Here is a 16,380-nt window from a genome sequence, read left to right as displayed (position 1 = left end):
GTATGAAGATCTTGCTCGCCGTGGACGGCAGTGCCTATACCCAGAAAATGCTGGCCTATCTGACCTCGCATCAGGAGATGCTGGGCACGGGCCATGAGTACACCATCATCACCGTGCAGCCGCTGCTGCCGCCTCGTGCACGCGCCGCGCTGGGCAAGGAGGTGGTGGAGCAGTACTACGACGAAGAATCCGCCAAGATCCTGCAGCCCGTGCTGGAGTTCCTGAAGGGGCGTGGCGTCGAGGCGCAAAGCATCGCCAAGGTCGGCCCCATTGCCGACACCATCATCCATGCCGCCCAGGACGGCAAGTTCGACCTGATCGCCATGGGCACGCACGGCCACGGCGCGCTGGGCCGTCTGGTCATGGGTTCGGTCAGCTCGCAGGTGCTGGCGGGCTGCACCATCCCCGTGCTGCTAATTCGCTGATTTTCATAGCTGCTTGCGCTTGATTTACATACGTATCAGGCGTAAATCAGCTTCAAATCAAGGTTAGATGAGCGTCCACAGCTACAAAAACCAAAGTACCTCCGTTTGACATCAAGCTCTCAAGGCCGCGCTGCAAAGCACGGCCTTTTTTCTTGTCTGCATCAAACCGCTTGCAGCACTTGGCGGGCCTTGCCCAGCAAGGCCTGGCTGACACGGGCCAGCACGCGTGACTCCAGATTCCAGCAATGCCAGAACAGCGCGATGGACAGCGCATGGCCTGTTGCCACGTCGATCAGTTCACCGGCATCCAGCGCGGGCTGCACCAGCAACTGCGGCAGCACGCCCACGCCCCAGCCGGCACGCACGGCGCGCACCTGCGCCTCGCAGCTGGGCAGCAGAATCTGATGCTGCAGCGACACATTGCGCAGACCCAGGCAACGCGCCACAAATTCGGCCTGCATATCGTCCTTGCGGTTGAAGGACAGATAGGGCAGCTGGTTGAAGTTCTTGCGCGTCAGCCCCTGCGGCAATCTTTGCTGCGCAAATTCGCTAGAGGCCACGGCCACATAGCGCATGGCGCCCAGAGGCTGCACGGTGCAGCCGCGCATGGCCTGACTCAGTGTGGTGACGCAGCCCATGACCTGGCCCGAGCGCAGCAGCTCCTGCGTGAAGTCCTGATCGTCGACCACCACCTCCAGCGGCAGGCCGCTCTTCACCAGCTCGTCCAGAGCCGTCATGGCCCAGGTGGCAATGCTGTCGGCATTGATGGCGATGGAGACGATTTCTCCGGCCAGACTCTGCCCGGTCTGCGGTGCCAGTTCCTGCAACTCATGAGCGAGATCGGCGCGCAGCAGGCGCAGCTGCTTGGCATGCTTGAGCAGCAGACGCCCGGCGCTGGTGGGCTTGACGGGACGCGTGCGCTCCACCAGTACCGAGCCCACCTGAGCCTCCAGTGCACGCAGGCGCTGGGACACGGCCGACTGGGTGATGTGCAGCCTTTGCGCCGCGCGCTCGAAGCCGCCTTCTTCCACGATGGCGGCCAGGCATTCCAGCGCAACAGGGTCCCAGGAGCTCATGGCAACTTCATTAGCATTTCTGATGAAACTGCTGAAAATTTAATGCTGCTTTTGTTTGCCCGCAAGAGTGCAGACACTGGCCGCATGAACATCATCGTCCTGGGTGCCGGCATCATCGGCATCAGCACCGCCTGGCATCTGCGCGAGCGCGGTCATCAAGTCACCGTGGTGGACCGCCAGAGCGGTCCGGCCCTGGAGACCAGCTATGCCAATGGCGGCCAGATCTCGGTCAGTTATTGCGAGCCCTGGGCGAATCGCCAGGCACCCTGGAAGGCGCTCAAATGGATGTTCGACAAAGAGGCTCCTCTGCTGCTGCGGCCCCAGGCCGACAGCGCGCAATGGCGCTGGTGCCTGCAGTTCCTGGCCCAGTGCAATGACCGCGCCTTTGCGCGCAATGTGCAGCAGATCGTGGCGCTGGGCGCCTACAGCCATCTGGCGCTCAAGGACATGGTCCAGAAGACCGGTGTCGAGTTCGAGCGGCTGGAGCGCGGCATTGCCCATTTCTACAGCAGCCCGCAGGCGTTTGCCGAGGCCGCCGAAGGCGTGGAGCTGATGCGGCAATACGGCGTGCAGCGTCGTCTGGTCAGCCGCGAAGAGCTGCTTGCCATCGAGCCTGCATTCACGCCCTATGCCGCGCAGATTGCGGGCGGCACCTTCACTGCCACCGATGAGTCCGGTGATGCGCGTCTGTTCACCGAAAAGCTGGCCGGTCTCTGTGCCCAGGCTGGTGTGCAGTTCCTCTACGGCCACGACATCCTGAGCCTGCAGCCGGCGCGCAGGGGCAGGCCTGCCCAGGTGCAGATTCGCGACGGCAGCGATGGCGCCCCGCGCATGCTGAGCGCGGATGCAGTGGTGGTCGCCTGCGGCTCCTACACGCCGCTGCTGCTCAGGCCTCTGGGCGTGAAGGTTCCCATCTATCCGGGCAAGGGCTATAGCGCCACCTTGCCGCTGCTGCGGCCCGAAAAAGCCCCCATGGTCTCCACCATCGACGACAGCCGCAAGGTCGCCATGAGCCGTTTGGGCAACCGACTGCGGGTAGCCGGCACCATAGAGCTGGGAGGCTTCGATCTGAGTCTGGACACGCCTACGGCCAGGGCGCGCTGCGAGATGCTGGTCAGGCGCGTGGAGGAGCTGATGCCCGGCGTCTGCGACACGCGCCTGCCCGAGCAGGGTGGCGATCCGCAGTTCTGGTGCGGTCTGCGGCCCGCCACGCCCAGCAATATTCCCTGCATCGGGGCCACGCAGGCAAGAGGCATCTGGGTCAATGCCGGGCATGGCACCCTGGGCTGGACGCATGGAGCAGGCTCGGGCAAGGCCATGGCGGCGCTGATGAGCGGTGAGCGCCCGGCGCTGGATTTCCGGTTCTGGGATGAGCCGGCACCCGAGGTCGCTCGCGGCGCGCGGATTGCGTCGGCCTGAGACAGGGCATAGGACTGCAGGACGAGTACGGGCCGGCTGACTCTTTTGCCCGGATTGACGGTATCGCTGCTTGGGGCTCTTACATACAATTACGCCAGCAACTCGTCCATGCCATGATCCAGCACGACATCACTCCTGCCCTTGAAACCTCACGTTCCTTTGCGCGCTCATTGCCCATGGCTTTGCTCAAGGCCCGCGAGGCGGTCATGGTGCGCTTTCGTCCCTCGCTGCGTGCGCACGGCCTGACCGAGCAGCAATGGCGCGTGCTGCGCATCATGTGGGTGGCCGACAAGCGTTTGCGTCCCATGGAGCTGTCGCAGCTGACCTTCATCAGCATGCCCAGCCTCTCGCGCCTGCTCAAGACGCTGGAAGGACGCCTGCTCATCAAGCGCGGCCGCCATGTAGCCGATCTGCGGGGTTCCGAGTTCGCCCTCACGCCAGCCGGCCAGGAGATGGTGGCCCAGATCGTGCCGCATTTCGAGACCATCTACACCGAGATCGAGGAGCAACTGGGCAGCGCCGAGAGCGAGCAGCTGTTCCGCATCCTCGAGCATGTGGTGCAGAGCCTGGGTCTGCCCGGCGAAGACGAGCTGGGCCAGGACTGAGGCGCCGGCCACGGCACAATGCAGTGATGAGTGCTGCGATTGCCGTCATCGACTTCGAAACCACGGGCATGACGCCCGCCCAGGGTGCCAGGGCCACCGAGGTAGCCATCGTGCTGCTGGAGCAGGGCCGAGTGGTGGACCGTTTCCAGAGCCTGATGCAGACCGGGGCCTGGGTCTCGCCCTTCATCACCGAACTCACCGGCATCACCAATGCCATGCTGCGCACGGCGGCGCCCGCCGCCGAGGTGATGCGCGATGCGGCCCGCTTTGTGGGCGCTGCGCCCATGGTGGCCCACAACGCATCGTTCGACAGCAAGTTCTGGCAGGCCGAGCTGGCGCTGGCGGGCGAGGCGGCCCCCCAGCTGTTTGCCTGCACCGTGCTGCTGTCGCGCCGCATCTACCCGCAGGCGCCCAGTCACAGTCTGGGCAATCTGGCGCGCTACCTGCACCTGCCTTCCACGGGCCGCGCCCACCGGGCGCTGGCGGATGCCGAGATGGCGGCGGCCCTGCTGGCCCGCATGCAGCAGGATCTGTGCGATCGCCATGCCTTGCCCTGGCCCGAGCATGAGCTGCTGATGCAGCTGCAACGCTGCAGCAAAGCCAAGGTCGGCGGCTGGCTGGCGCAGCAGGCCGGCCAAGGGCTGCTGGCAGCTCAGACCCAGGATTGATGAAGCTTTAGGCCTGCAGGCCTGTGTATTACTGAGTGAGAAGCTATCAAAATTGATGATTTTGGCCTTAAGCCCTTACGGATTGTGACCGGCAAGGTTCAAGTTGATAATTGATCAAGTCCTGCAGATGCTCTTTGGGTCTGCTGATCTTGAACCGTGGCGCACCGTTGTGGTCGCTGACCTGAGCTCTGAATTTCGTGAACTCCGCCTTGCCTACCTCCGTCTTGCGTTCGGCCTTGCCTTTCTCGCAGCGCGAATTTCGCGATGCGCTGGGGCAATTTGCCACCGGCGTGACCATCATCACGGCGCGCAGTGCAGAGGGCCATGCGGTGGGCTCCACGGTCAGCTCCTTCAACGCACTGTCGCTGGCGCCCTCGCTGGTGCTTTGGAGCCTGGGTCTGAAGGCCAACTCACTGCCCGTGTTCCGCCACTGCACGCATTACGCGATTCATGTGCTGGCGGCTTCGCAAAAGCCGCTGGCCGAGCTGTTTGCACGCAAGGGTGCGGACCGTTTCAGCCATACCCAGCATCATGACTCCGAGCATGGCGTGCCGCTGCTCGAGGGCTGCAGCGCGGTCTTCGAGTGCCGCAATCTGCGCCAGCATGAGGAGGGCGACCATCTGCTCTTCATCGGCGAGGTGGAACGCTGCGAGCACCATGCCGACCGCGCGCCGCTGCTCTACCACTCGGGCCATATGCACGCCCACGGCTTCGTCAGGTAAAGCCGGCTGCCGACTGGGAACCCTACCTAGTCGGCTTGAACGATACCGATCTCCAAGGCCCGCCCTAGATTGCCCCCAGGCCTGCTGTGTCAGGCCCGAGGACAGTGGTTGCAACGCTTTGGAGACACATGATGATCGATTGCGAAGACAGGCCGACCCATACCCAGCGCAAGGTGGCCGCGGCAAGCAGGACGGGGATCGAGTTCAAGCGCATCTCACCCGCCATCGGCGTGGAGGTTTCGGGCATAGACCTGCGCCAGCCCATGAGCGAGGAGCAGGCGCGCGAACTGCGTCAGGCGCTGGTGGCGCACAAGGTGCTGGTGTTTCGCGAGCAGAACATCACGCCTGCCCAACATGTGGCGTTTGCGCGCCGCTTCGGCGAGCTGGAGCTGCATCCGGTATTTCCCCATCACCCCGATCATGCCGAACTGGTGCTGCTGGGTGGCAACAGCAAGATTCCAGGCACCGAGAACGTCTATCACACCGATGTCTCCTGGCGCGAGACGCCTTCCATGGCCTCGGTGCTGCGCTGCGTGGAATGCCCCGAGGTCGGCGGCGACACGGTCTGGATCAATATGGAGCAGGCCTACGAGCAGCTGCCCGAGACGCGCAAGCAGCAGATCGCCGGCCTGTATGCCGTGCATGACATCCTGCCTTCGTTCGGCGCGCGCATGACGCCCGCACAGCAGGCCCAAGCCCGCGGCAAATACCCGCCCGTGGTGCACCCGGTGGTGCGCACCCACCCCGAAAGCAGCCAAAAGATTCTCTACGTCAACGAGGCCTTCGTCACGCATTTCGCCAACTTCAGCTCGAACTTCGACAGCTTCCGCTCGGCCAACGAAATTCATGCCCAGCAACAGGAGCTGATGAACTATCTGCTGCGCCAGCCTGCGATTCTGGAATACCAGATGCGTCTGCACTGGGAGCCCAACACCATTGCCATGTGGGACAACCGCTCTACCCAGCATTACGCGATTCAGGACTATTTCCCGGCCGTGCGCCGCATGCATCGCGCCACGGTCGTGGGCGACAAACCGTTCTGAGCCGCCCGCCAATCAAACTGGGTCGTGCAGGTGGTTTAACGCTGCGTTAAACCACCTGCGGCAGTCTTGTCTTGTAGAGTTCAAAGCAGCAAGCATCTGCTTTGACCCTCCCAAACAGCGAGACAGAACATGCAGCAACAAGACTTTGATTACGATTTTCTGGTCATAGGCGGTGGCTCGGGCGGCGTGCGCGCCAGCCGTGTGGCTGCCGGTCTGGGGGCCCGTGTGGCTGTGGTGGAAGCTGCCCAATTGGGCGGTACCTGCGTCAACGTGGGCTGCATCCCCAAGAAGCTGCTCAGCCATGCCGCGCACTTCAGCCAACTGGCCGAGGAGGCCCGGGGCTTTGGCTGGCAGCTGGAGCGACCGCGCTTCGACTGGCCCACGCTGATTGCCAACAAGGACCGCGAAATCGAGCGCCTGAACGGTGTCTACGGCCGCATGCTGGCCGGGGCAGGCATTACCCTTATCCATGGCCGTGCGGCGCTCTCGGGGCCGCATAGCGTGCTGGTGAACGGCCAGACCATCCATGCCCGCCATATCCTGATTGCAACGGGCGGAACGCCCAGCCTGCCCGATATTCCTGGCGTGGAGCATGCCATCAGCTCTGACGAGGCCTTCCATCTGCCGCACCTGCCCAGGCGGGTGGTGGTCGTGGGCGGAGGCTATATCGCCGTGGAGTTCGCCTCCATCTTCAACGGTCTGGGCGCCGAGACGACCCTGCTGCACCGCCGCCAGCAGTTGCTGCGCGGCTTTGATGCAGACCTGGGTCTGCATCTGGGCCAGGAGATGGCTCAGCTGGGTGTGAACTTTCGCTGGGGCGAAGAAATACAGGCCATCGACAAGCAGGCGGACGGCCTGCACCTGCAGCTCAAGAGCGGCGAGCAGCTGGTCGTGGACTGCGTGATGTATGCCACGGGTCGTGTGCCCCTGATCGAAGGCCTGGGGCTGGAGGCCGCGGGTGTCAAGGTCAACGACAAGGGCGCCATCGAGGTGGATCAGTATTTCTGCAGCAACGTGCCCTCCATCCATGCCGTGGGCGATGTGGTCGATCGCATGGCTCTGACGCCCGTGGCGCTGGCCGAGGGGACAGTGCTCGCCCATCATCTGTTCGGCCAGGGCGGCAAGAGCGCTCCCGACTATGAGCTGGTGCCGACGGCGGTGTTTTCCCATCCGCAGGTGGGCACCGTGGGCCTGTCGGAGGAAGTGGCGCGCGAGCGCTTCGGCGCAGTGCAGGTTTTCCAGTCCGGCTTCAGGCCGCTGACCAACCGCATGGGGGCCGAGCCCGAGAATGTCTTCCTCAAGCTCATCGTCTCCAAGGCCGACCAGCGCGTGCGTGGCGTGCATATGGTGGGAGAGGGCGCGGGCGAACTGATGCAGGGCTTTGCCGTGGCACTGCAATGCGGCGCGACCAAGCAGCAGTTCGATGCGACCATCGGCATACACCCGACCGTGGCCGAGGAGCTGGTGACCATGCGCGAGCCGGTGCGCGAATGAGAAACGACCCCCCGCGCTTTCGCAGGGGGCAGGGCCGCGCGGCGGCATCGCAATGAAAAATGGGCCTTTTCAGGCCCATTTCCTTGTCCATCAAGCGCTAGCGCTATGGATAGATGAGTTGGTATCAGCCGCGCGCGGCGTCCGGCAGCTCGATCTTGACTTCCAGAACCTCAAGGTTTTCCTGGCGCTCCAGCTGTACCTTGATGTCATTGGGGTTGATGTCCACATACTTGGAAATCACGGCCATCAGCTCTTTTTGCAGGGCGGGCAGATAGTCGGGCTTGCCACTTTCGCCGCCCACGCGCTCGCGCGCGAGAATGATCTGCAGTCGCTCCTTGGCGACCGAGGCGGACTTCTTCTTCTCTCCGAGCAGAAACGACAACATGGACATCAGGCTTACCTCCCGCCAAACATGCGCTTGAAGAAACCGGGTTTGACGGCTTCGGTAAAGCGCATGGGTTTTTCTTCGCCCAGGAATCGGGCCACCACGTCCTGATAGGCCTCTGCCACATCCGTGCCTTGCATGTGCACGGCGGGAATGCCCTGGTTGGAGGCCTGGAGCACGGTTTCGGATTCGGGGATCACGCCGATCAGCTCGATGCGCAGAATGTCCTGGATATCCTCCAGCGACAGCATCTGGCCGTCTTCCACACGATTGGGGTTGTAGCGCGTGATCAGCAGATGCTCCTTGATACGCTCGCCCTTGACCGCACGCTCCGTCTTGGAGCTGAGCATGCCCAAGATACGGTCCGAGTCTCGCACCGACGAGACTTCGGGGTTGGTCACCACCAGGGCCTCTTCGGCATAGTGCATGGCCATCAGTGCGCCGCTTTCAATGCCGGCGGGCGAGTCGCAGATGATGAACTCGAAGTCCATGGCGGACAGATCGTCCAGCACCTTCTTCACGCCTTCCTGCGTGAGGGCTTCCTTGTCTCGGGTCTGCGAAGCGGCCAGCACGAACAGGTTTTCGCACTGCTTGTCCTTGATCAGGGCCTGGTTCAGATTGGCTTCGCCCTGGATGACATTGATGAGGTCATAGACCACGCGGCGTTCGCAGCCCATGATCAGATCGAGATTGCGCAGACCCACATCGAAGTCAATCACTGCGGTCTTGTGGCCGCGCAGTGCGAGGCCGGATGCGAAGCTGGCGCTGGTGGTGGTCTTGCCGACACCGCCTTTGCCAGAGGTCACGACGACGATTTTGGCCATGTTTGCACGATTCCTTTAAGACAAATGGGGCAGGTTGATAGGGTGTCCGGTGTGTCTCTCATACCGGCTCGATAACGATTCTTTCTCCCTCCAGGCGCACCTTGGCAGCTTTGCCGGCGACGTCCTTGGGGAGATCGGTTTCAATTGTGCGGTAGATACCTGCGATGGAAAGCAGTTGCGCCTCCATGCAAGTGCTAAAAATTCTTGCGCTGGTGTTGCCGCTGGCCCCGGCCACGGCGCGGCCGCGCAGCGGCGCATAGACATGGACGTTGCCGTCGGCAATCACCTCGGCACCATAGCTGACCATGTCCAGAACCACAATGTCGGTGCCTTTGGCATAGACGCGCTGTCCCGAGCGCAGCGGCCGGTCCACGATGACGGCATCGGCCAGCGGAGCAGGCACCTCGACCTCCACTTCGCGAATGATTTCGTGGATTTCCGGCTCGGTGCGGCGCGTCGGCATGGCATCGGGGGCTGCGCTCAGACCAAGGGCCTTGGCTGCTTCCATCTGGGCCTCGCTGCCGCTGCGCACGGCAACGGGCACTGTGCGGTGGTTGCGCAGGGCCTCGATCAGGGCCGGGAAGTCGATTTCTTCCTCTGCTTCGCGCACCTGGCTGAGGTCGATCAGCACAGGGTCGTTGTCGAAGAAGTCCGGGTCGTCGGCAAGACGGCGGGCCAGATCCTGGGCCAGCGCCTGCATGTCGGTGCTGCGAAGTACCACGGAAAGCACCGGCAGTTGTGCGCTCTTGAGGTCAAAGCTGGGGCGCTCGGCGCCGGTCGATTCAACAGACATGGATGGGATCAGCGCACATCAGGTGCTCTATGAGGACGACAAAGTGTACCTGCCTACCGGCAAAAGATATGGTCACCGAGTGTTTGCACTGCAACACTTGATGCACCTCAGAGGCCTGTGTCTGTGCAGGTCTGGATGAAAATACAGTCATGTCTCCAGAGCTTTTGATCCAGGGCGCCTGTGCCAGCATCACCTTGCGCCGTCCCGAAGTTGCCAACAAACTGCTGCCCGAAGACCTGATCGTGCTGCGCCGTCAGATCGACGAGGTCAATGCCAGCCCCGCGGTGCTGGTGCTGACGCTGCAGGCGGTGGGCAGGCATTTCTGCAGCGGTTATGACATTGGCGAGATCGCCAACAGCCAGAACGAGGGCAGCTCCTTCGGCGAGATGGTGGATGCCATCGAGAACTGCCGTCCCGTCACCATTGCCGCGATTCAGGGCGGCGTGTTCGGCGGTGCCACCGATATGGCACTGGCCTGCGACTTCCGCGTGGGCGGGGCCAACAGCCAGATGTTCATGCCCGCCGCGCGGCTGGGCCTGCATTTCTACCTCTCGGGCCTGGAGCGCTATGTGACCCGCCTGGGCGTGGATACGGCCAAGCGCCTGTTCCTGAGCTGCGAGAAGCTGCAGGCCCAGGCCATGAAGGACTGCGGCTTTCTGACCGATCTGGTGGACGGCACCGATATCGGCGAGCGCGTGATGCAGCTGCAGACCACGTTGGCCGGCATGGCGCCGCTGGCCTTGCTGGGAATGAAGAAACATCTCAACGCCATTGCCCGTGGCGTGCATGACAAGGCGGGCGTCGATGCCGCCGTGCAGGCCACCATCGCCTCAGCCGATCTGAAGGAAGGCGGCGCGGCCTGGCGCGAAAAGAGAACTGCCCGCTTTCAGGGGCACTGATCCCCAAGAAGGGACGGTAATCCTTTGCAAGGCGGCGGAGGCCACTCAGGCCCTCGCACCGCGCCTGCTGTGTCAGGACACTGTGCCTGCTCCTGCCCGGGCCAGATATTCCCTGGCAAAGCCCTCGTACCAGTCCAGGCAGCCTGGGTTGGCCATGGCGTCCTTGTTGACCACCTTGGCCAGCGGCTGGCCCAGCAGCAGCTTCTTGATGGGCAGCTCCTGCTTTTTGCCGCTGAGCGTGCGCGGTATCTCGGCCACGGCAAAGATATCGTCGGGCACAAAGCGGGGCGACAGCGCCGAGCGGATGGCCTTGTTGATGCGCTCGCGCAGCGCCGCATCGAGCTCCACGCCCGGACGCAGGGCCACAAACAGCGGCATATAGCTGTCCTTGCCCAGATATTCGAGATCCACCACCATGCTGTCCAGCACCTCGGGCAGGGCCTCGACGGCGCTGTAGATCTCGCTGGTGCCCATGCGCAGGCCATGGCGGTTGATGGTGGCGTCGCTGCGGCCGTAGATGATGCAGCCGCCCTCGCCAAGCAGCTTGATCCAGTCGCCATGACGCCAGACCGGCCCCATTTCGGCGTCACCATCGCCGCCGCCCGGTTGGCGGCCATGGCCGGCCGGGTACATATCGAAGTAACTCGACAAATAGCGCTTGCCGTCCGCATCGCCCCAGAGAAACAGCGGCATGGAGGGAATGGGCTGGGTGCAGACCAGCTCGCCGACCTCGTCCATCACGGGCTGGCCCTGCTCGTTCCAGGCCTCGACGGCGGCGCCCAGCTGGCGGCACTGCATGACGCCGGGCACCAGGGGCAGATCGCGGTTGCCGCCAATGAAGGCCCCCGCGAAGTCGGTGCCGCCCGAGAGGTTGTTCCACCAAATGTCAGGGCGCCCAAGCTTGGCAAACTGCTCCGTCCCCCACTGCTGTACCTCGGCGGACAGCGGCGAGCCCGTGCTGCCCAGCCCGCGTATGCGCGACAGGTCGCCGCAGCTGGACAGCTCAAGACCGGCTTTCATGCAGTTGGCATAGAAGGCTGCGCCCGAGCCAAAGCTGGTCACGCCGGTCTCGGCCGCGAAGCGCCACAGCGTGCCCCAGTCGGGCTTGTCCTTGCTGCCGCCAGGGCTGCCGTCGAAGATCACGCAGCTCGTGCCGCCCAGCAGGCCCGAGACCTGGGCATTCCACATCACCCAGCCCGTGGAGCTGTACCAGTGGTAACGCTCGCCCCAGCTATTGGGCTCGTAGCTGCAGCCGATGTCGTTGTGCAAGGCCTTGAGCTGCAAGGCCACCAGCACCATGCCGCCATGGCCGTGGACTATGGGCTTGGGCAGGCCCGTGGTGCCGCTGGAGTAGACGATCCACAGCGGGTGGTCGAACGCCAGCCACTCGGGCTCAAAGGCAGCGGTATCAGCGTCATTTCTCGCTGTAACGCTTGTGTAGTCTGCGGTGTCGGCTATCTTTATCGAGGTATCCAGATTGGGCACCAGCACCACGTGCTGCACGCTGGGCAGGCCCTGGCGCAGCTCCTGCAGGACCTCGCAGCGGTCTATGTCCTTGCCTGCATAGTGCACCCCGTCCACGGCGATCAGCGCCTTGGGCGCTATCTGCTTGAAGCGGTCGAGCACGGCATGGGTGCCCATGTCGGGCGCGCAGATGCTCCAGATGGCGCCCAGACTGGCGCAGGCCAGAAAGGCGACGATGGCCTCGGGAATATTGGGCAGATAGGCCGCGACGCGGTCGCCCTTGGCAACGCCCTGGGCACGCAGATGCAGGGCCAGGGCCGCCACCTGGCGCTGCAGCTCGGGCCAGCTCAGCTCGCGCTGCAGGCCCTGCTCGTTGCGGCTGATGACGGCCGGCATGCCGGCGGCATGGGCCGGCTGGACATGGCGCAGCACCTGCTGCACATAGTTCACCTGCGCGCCCGGGAACCACTGCGCGCCGGGCATGGTGTTCCTGGCCAGCACCGCGCTGTGCGGCGTGGGCGACTGCAGATCGAAGTAGTCCCAGATGCTTTGCCAGAAGGTGTCGAGATCGCTGGTCGACCAGCGCCACAGCGCGTCATAGTCGGCAAAGCTCAGGCCGCGCGTTTCATGCAGCCAGTTCTGGTACAGCCGGATCTGAGGGATATAGGGAGCGGGGTGTTGCGGTGCGGAAGACATGGGTCCAGCCTAGCGCTGCAGCCCTTGCAAGTCATTGGTGGTGGCCCCGTCAGATGTCACCTGTGCAGCAGCGCGGTCGGCTGTATGGGCGCACACGAGCACAGCTGAGCGGTCAAACCGATAATCGGGGCCTGTCTACACCGTCAACGGCGCATGCCGGCGACCCGCACCCCATGTCCGCTTTGCCCACCCGCGTGCTGGCCGTCATTCCGCCGATGACGCAGCTCAACACTCCCTACCCCTCCACGGCCTATCTGACCGGCTTTCTGCGCTCGCGCGGCATCACCGCCATGCAGGAAGACCTGGCACTGGCCCTGGTGCTGCAGCTGCTCTCGCCCGATGGCCTGCGTGCTGTGGCCGAGCGCATCCAGAGTCTGCCTGCCAGGCAGCACACGCCTGCCGTCCAGTCCTTTGTCGCGCAGCAGGAGCGCTATCTGGCCACGATCGCGCCCACGATTGCGTTTTTGCAGGGGCGAGACTCCACGCTGGCCCACCGCATCGTGGGGCGCCACTTTCTGCCCGAAGGCCCGCGCTTTGCCACGCTCGATGTGTATGAGGACGAAGAGGGCGGCGATCCGCTGGGATGGGCTTTCGGCGCTTTAGGCCTGCAAGACAAGGCCAAGCATCTGGCCACGCTGTACCTCAACGATCTGGCCGATGTGCTGCGCGATGCAGTGGACGAGCGCTTCGAGTTCGTGCGCTATGCCGAATCGCTGGCCGGCAGCCAGCCCAGCTTCGATCCGCTGGCCAGCGCACTGGCGGCAGAGCCGAATCTGGTGGACGAGGTGCTGGAGCGCCTGACGCTGGAGGCTGTGGAGCGCCACCAGCCCACGGTGGTGCTGCTGTCCGTGCCCTTTCCGGGCTCGGCCTATGCGGCGTTTCGCATTGCCCAGACCATCAAGCGGCGCTTCCCGCAGATCGCCACCGTGCTGGGCGGCGGCTTTGTCAACACCGAGCTGCGCGAGCTGGCCGAGCCGCGCGTGTTCGACTACTTCGATTTCGTGACCCTGGATGCGGGCGAACGCCCGCTGCTGGCGCTGCTCGAGCATCTGCGCGGCGAGCGCGGCAGATCGCGTCTGGTGCGCAGCTTTGTGCGCGGCGACGACGGCAAGGTGCAGTACGTGAACATGATGGAGTCCGACATCGCGTTTGCCGAGGTCGGAACGCCCACCTGGGACGGCCTGCCGCTGGACCGATACCTGTCGCTGCTGGACATGCTCAACCCCATGCACCGGCTCTGGAGCGACGGGCGCTGGAACAAGCTCACCGTGGCCCATGGCTGCTACTGGAAGAAGTGCAGCTTCTGCGATGTGAGCCTGGACTATATCGGCCGCTACGAAGGCGCCAGCGCCGCCGTGCTGGCCGACCGCATCGAGGCCATCGTCGCCGAGACCGGTCAGACCGGTTTTCACTTTGTCGACGAGGCCGCGCCGCCCAAGGCGCTCAAGGCGCTGTCGCAGGAGCTGATTGCGCGCAACGCCGGCATCTCCTGGTGGGGCAATGTGCGCTTTGAGAAGACCTTCACGCCCGAGCTGGCCGAGCTGATGGCCGACAGCGGCTGCATCGCCATCTCCGGCGGTCTGGAAGTAGCGTCCGACCGGCTGCTGGCGCTGATGAAAAAAGGCGTGACCGTGGACCAGGTGGCACGCGTGACCAAGGCGTTCTCGGAGGCCGGTATCCTGGTCCATGCCTATCTGATGTACGGCTTTCCGACGCAGACCGTGCAGGACACGGTGGACGCGCTCGAGTATGTGCGCCAGCTGTTCCTCAACGGCTGTATCCAAAGCGGCTTCTTTCACCGCTTCAGCTGCACCGTGCACTCGCCCGTGGGCCTCAACCCCGAGGAATACGGCATCGAGCTGCCGCCGCTGCCCGAGGGCGACTTTGCCAAGAACGACCGTCCCTTCATCGACCCCACGGGCGTCGATCACGATGCACTGGGCGCGGCGCTCAAGAAGGCCATCTACAACTTCATGCACGGCATAGCGCTGGAGGAGGATGTGCGCATGTGGTTCCCGTTCAAGGTGCCCAAGCCTACGGTCAAGCGCGATCGCATTGCGCGTGCGCTGCAGCAGAAGCAATGAATTTGATAGCTTCTTGCGCTTGCTGATCAATCACTTCATATCTATTTATCAATGAAATCATTGATAGGTTGGCGCTGGAAGCTATGTATTTGATAGTCTGACGTTCTGCCGCCGTTTTCCCGCGTGTGCAAGAGACCACAGTCCCTGGTTTACCAGTGCTTGCACGACCCCAGCGGGCAAGCACTGCTTGCCATAATCTGCTCCGTTTTTGATATCTCCAAGGAGCGATGGGATGGGAATGTTTCAATGGACGGAGCGATCGTCCGATGTCTTGCAGGGCGGTGGCGTCATCGGCCCCGATGAGCGACTGCCCTGGACGCAGACCGGTTTGATGGGTATCCAGCACGTGATCGCCATGTTCGGCTCCACCGTGCTGGCCCCCATCCTCATGGGGTTCGATCCCAATCTGGCGGTGTTGATGAGCGGCATCGGCACGCTGATCTTCTTTCTCATCACCGGCGGCAAGGTGCCCAGCTATCTGGGCTCTTCCTTTGCCTTCATCGGCGTGGTCAACATCGCCACCGGCTACGTGGCCAGCCAGGGCCCAGCCAACGCCAATATCGGCGTGGCGCTGGGCGGCATCATTGCCTGCGGCTTTGTCTACATGCTGGTCGGTCTGCTGGTGCAGATGGTGGGCACGGCCTGGATCGAACGCTTCATGCCGCCCGTGGTGACGGGCGCCGTGGTGGCCATCATCGGCCTGAACCTGGCCTCGATTCCCATCAAGAACATGGCGTCCAACAACTTCGAATCCTGGATGCAGGCGCTGACCTTTGTCTCCGTGGCACTGGTGGCCGTGTTCACGCGCGGCATGCTGCAGCGCCTGCTGATTCTGATCGGCCTGATCATTGCCAGCGTGCTCTACGCCGTCTTCACCAACGGCCTGGGCTGGGGCAAGCCGGTGGACCTGAGCGGAGTGCTCAATGCCGCCTGGTTCGGCATTCCCAGCTTCCATGCGCCGGTGTTCACCAGCAATGCCATGCTGCTGATCGTGCCCGTGGTCATCATCCTGGTGGCCGAGAACCTGGGCCATATCAAGGCCGTGACCGCCATGACGGGCAAGAACCTGGACCAGTACATGGGCCGTGCCTTCATCGGTGACGGCGTGGCCACCATGGTCTCCGGCGCAGCCGGCGGCACGGGCGTGACCACCTATGCCGAAAACATCGGCGTGATGGCGGCGACCCGCATCTACTCCACGGCCGTGTTCTTTGTGGCGGCCCTGCTGGCCGTGCTGCTGGGCTTCTCGCCCAAGTTCGGTGCGCTGATCCAGGCCATTCCCCTGCCCGTGATGGGCGGTGTCTCCATCGTGGTGTTCGGCCTGATCGCCATTGCCGGCGCCAAGATCTGGGTGGACAACAAGGTGGACTTCTCCGACACCAAGAATCTGATCGTGGCTGCCATCACCCTGATCCTGGGCACCGGGGAATTCACGCTGAGGTTCGGCGAATTCGCGCTGGGCGGCATCGGCTGCGCCACCTTTGGCGCCATCATCCTGTATGCGCTGCTGACCATGGGCGAGCGCAAATCTGAAACCAAGGTACAGGCCAAGTGAGTGCCAACATGTAATCGGGGGAACATTCCCCTGACAGCAGCGCGGGGCCTTTGCCAAGAATCCCGGTATTAATGTTCCGCGCTGGTAACATTTCTCTCTGGAGATATGCCGCCCTACCCGGGCGGTTTTTTTTGGAGGTGCCAGCCTGAGCGCCGAGCATGAGCCGCAAGAATGCCAGCGCGTTGGCGCCGGTCAGGCTCGCGTGCCGGGCCGGGGCCTCTGAGTTTG

At 63.5% G+C, this 16,380-nt stretch carries 15 protein-coding genes; 10 read left to right on the top strand and 5 right to left on the bottom strand.

What is annotated here, in order from left to right:
• Positions 1–2 precede the first annotated feature (2 nt).
• Positions 3–425, top strand: a complete 423-nt coding sequence (locus tag AAIL66_RS07720) for a universal stress protein (RefSeq protein WP_003065214.1) — start codon at positions 3–5, stop codon at positions 423–425.
• Between the two features lie 161 nt (positions 426–586).
• On the opposite strand, the gene AAIL66_RS07715 is transcribed toward AAIL66_RS07720, so the two are convergent.
• Positions 587–1,501, bottom strand: coding sequence for a LysR family transcriptional regulator ArgP (locus AAIL66_RS07715; RefSeq protein WP_034351228.1), 915 nt, complete (start codon positions 1,499–1,501; stop codon positions 587–589).
• A gap of 42 nt (positions 1,502–1,543) precedes the next feature.
• Here AAIL66_RS07715 and AAIL66_RS07710 point away from each other — a divergent pair, with 42 nt between their 5' ends.
• From AAIL66_RS07710 to gorA, 6 genes are all read left to right on the top strand, one after another.
• On the top strand, positions 1,544–2,920 hold the full coding sequence (locus AAIL66_RS07710) for a D-amino acid dehydrogenase (RefSeq protein ID WP_343496401.1): 1,377 nt from the start codon (positions 1,544–1,546) through the stop codon (positions 2,918–2,920).
• Positions 2,921–3,033: 113 nt separating this feature from the next.
• Positions 3,034–3,525, top strand: a complete 492-nt coding sequence (gene hpaR, locus AAIL66_RS07705; protein ID WP_003065209.1) for a homoprotocatechuate degradation operon regulator HpaR — start codon at positions 3,034–3,036, stop codon at positions 3,523–3,525.
• A 26-nt stretch (positions 3,526–3,551) separates the two neighbouring features.
• Complete coding sequence (locus AAIL66_RS07700; protein WP_343496400.1) at positions 3,552–4,193, top strand: 3'-5' exonuclease; 642 nt, start codon at positions 3,552–3,554, stop codon at positions 4,191–4,193.
• Between the two features lie 197 nt (positions 4,194–4,390).
• Positions 4,391–4,915 (top strand): flavin reductase family protein, encoded by a 525-nt coding sequence (locus AAIL66_RS07695; protein ID WP_034351237.1) that lies wholly within the window; start codon positions 4,391–4,393, stop codon positions 4,913–4,915.
• A gap of 131 nt (positions 4,916–5,046) precedes the next feature.
• Complete coding sequence (locus AAIL66_RS07690) at positions 5,047–5,958, top strand: TauD/TfdA family dioxygenase (RefSeq protein WP_343496424.1); 912 nt, start codon at positions 5,047–5,049, stop codon at positions 5,956–5,958.
• Positions 5,959–6,087: 129 nt separating this feature from the next.
• On the top strand, positions 6,088–7,452 hold the full coding sequence (gene gorA, locus AAIL66_RS07685) for a glutathione-disulfide reductase (protein WP_253232859.1): 1,365 nt from the start codon (positions 6,088–6,090) through the stop codon (positions 7,450–7,452).
• Positions 7,453–7,576: 124 nt separating this feature from the next.
• Here the strand turns inward: gorA and minE are convergent, their stop codons facing one another.
• Genes minE through minC form a run of 3 tightly spaced genes read right to left on the bottom strand, consistent with a single transcriptional unit; the run spans position 7,577 to position 9,454 of the window.
• A complete protein-coding gene (gene minE / locus AAIL66_RS07680) occupies positions 7,577–7,843 on the bottom strand; it encodes a cell division topological specificity factor MinE (RefSeq protein WP_003071985.1) in 267 nt (88 codons plus the stop codon).
• Positions 7,844–7,848: 5 nt separating this feature from the next.
• The gene (gene minD, locus AAIL66_RS07675) at positions 7,849–8,661 is read right to left on the bottom strand and encodes a septum site-determining protein MinD (RefSeq protein ID WP_003069672.1); all 813 of its coding nucleotides are present in this window, start codon (positions 8,659–8,661) and stop codon (positions 7,849–7,851) included.
• Positions 8,662–8,719: 58 nt separating this feature from the next.
• On the bottom strand, positions 8,720–9,454 hold the full coding sequence (gene minC / locus AAIL66_RS07670) for a septum site-determining protein MinC (RefSeq protein WP_034351247.1): 735 nt from the start codon (positions 9,452–9,454) through the stop codon (positions 8,720–8,722).
• A gap of 149 nt (positions 9,455–9,603) precedes the next feature.
• Here minC and AAIL66_RS07665 point away from each other — a divergent pair, with 149 nt between their 5' ends.
• Positions 9,604–10,353: an enoyl-CoA hydratase/isomerase family protein gene (locus AAIL66_RS07665; RefSeq protein ID WP_034351253.1), complete on the top strand. Its 750-nt coding sequence runs from the start codon at positions 9,604–9,606 to the stop codon at positions 10,351–10,353.
• Between the two features lie 72 nt (positions 10,354–10,425).
• Here AAIL66_RS07665 and AAIL66_RS07660 read toward each other — a convergent pair whose 3' ends face one another.
• Positions 10,426–12,513: an acetoacetate--CoA ligase gene (locus tag AAIL66_RS07660; RefSeq protein WP_343496399.1), complete on the bottom strand. Its 2,088-nt coding sequence runs from the start codon at positions 12,511–12,513 to the stop codon at positions 10,426–10,428.
• 173 nt (positions 12,514–12,686) lie between these two features.
• On the opposite strand from AAIL66_RS07660, the gene AAIL66_RS07655 reads away from it, so the two are divergent.
• Both AAIL66_RS07655 and AAIL66_RS07650 read left to right on the top strand, forming a co-directional pair.
• Entirely contained in the window at positions 12,687–14,597 is a 1,911-nt protein-coding gene (locus tag AAIL66_RS07655; protein WP_343496398.1) for a radical SAM protein, read from the top strand.
• Between the two features lie 232 nt (positions 14,598–14,829).
• Positions 14,830–16,152, top strand: a complete 1,323-nt coding sequence (locus AAIL66_RS07650; protein WP_003069662.1) for a solute carrier family 23 protein — start codon at positions 14,830–14,832, stop codon at positions 16,150–16,152.
• Positions 16,153–16,380 lie beyond the last annotated feature (228 nt).

The organism is Comamonas sp. F1-6, from assembly GCF_039581415.1.
GTDB classification, from domain to species: Bacteria; Pseudomonadota; Gammaproteobacteria; order Burkholderiales; family Burkholderiaceae_C; genus Comamonas; species Comamonas thiooxydans.
Note: the sequence above shows the minus strand (reverse complement) of the source record. Positions and strands in the feature narration are given on the sequence as shown.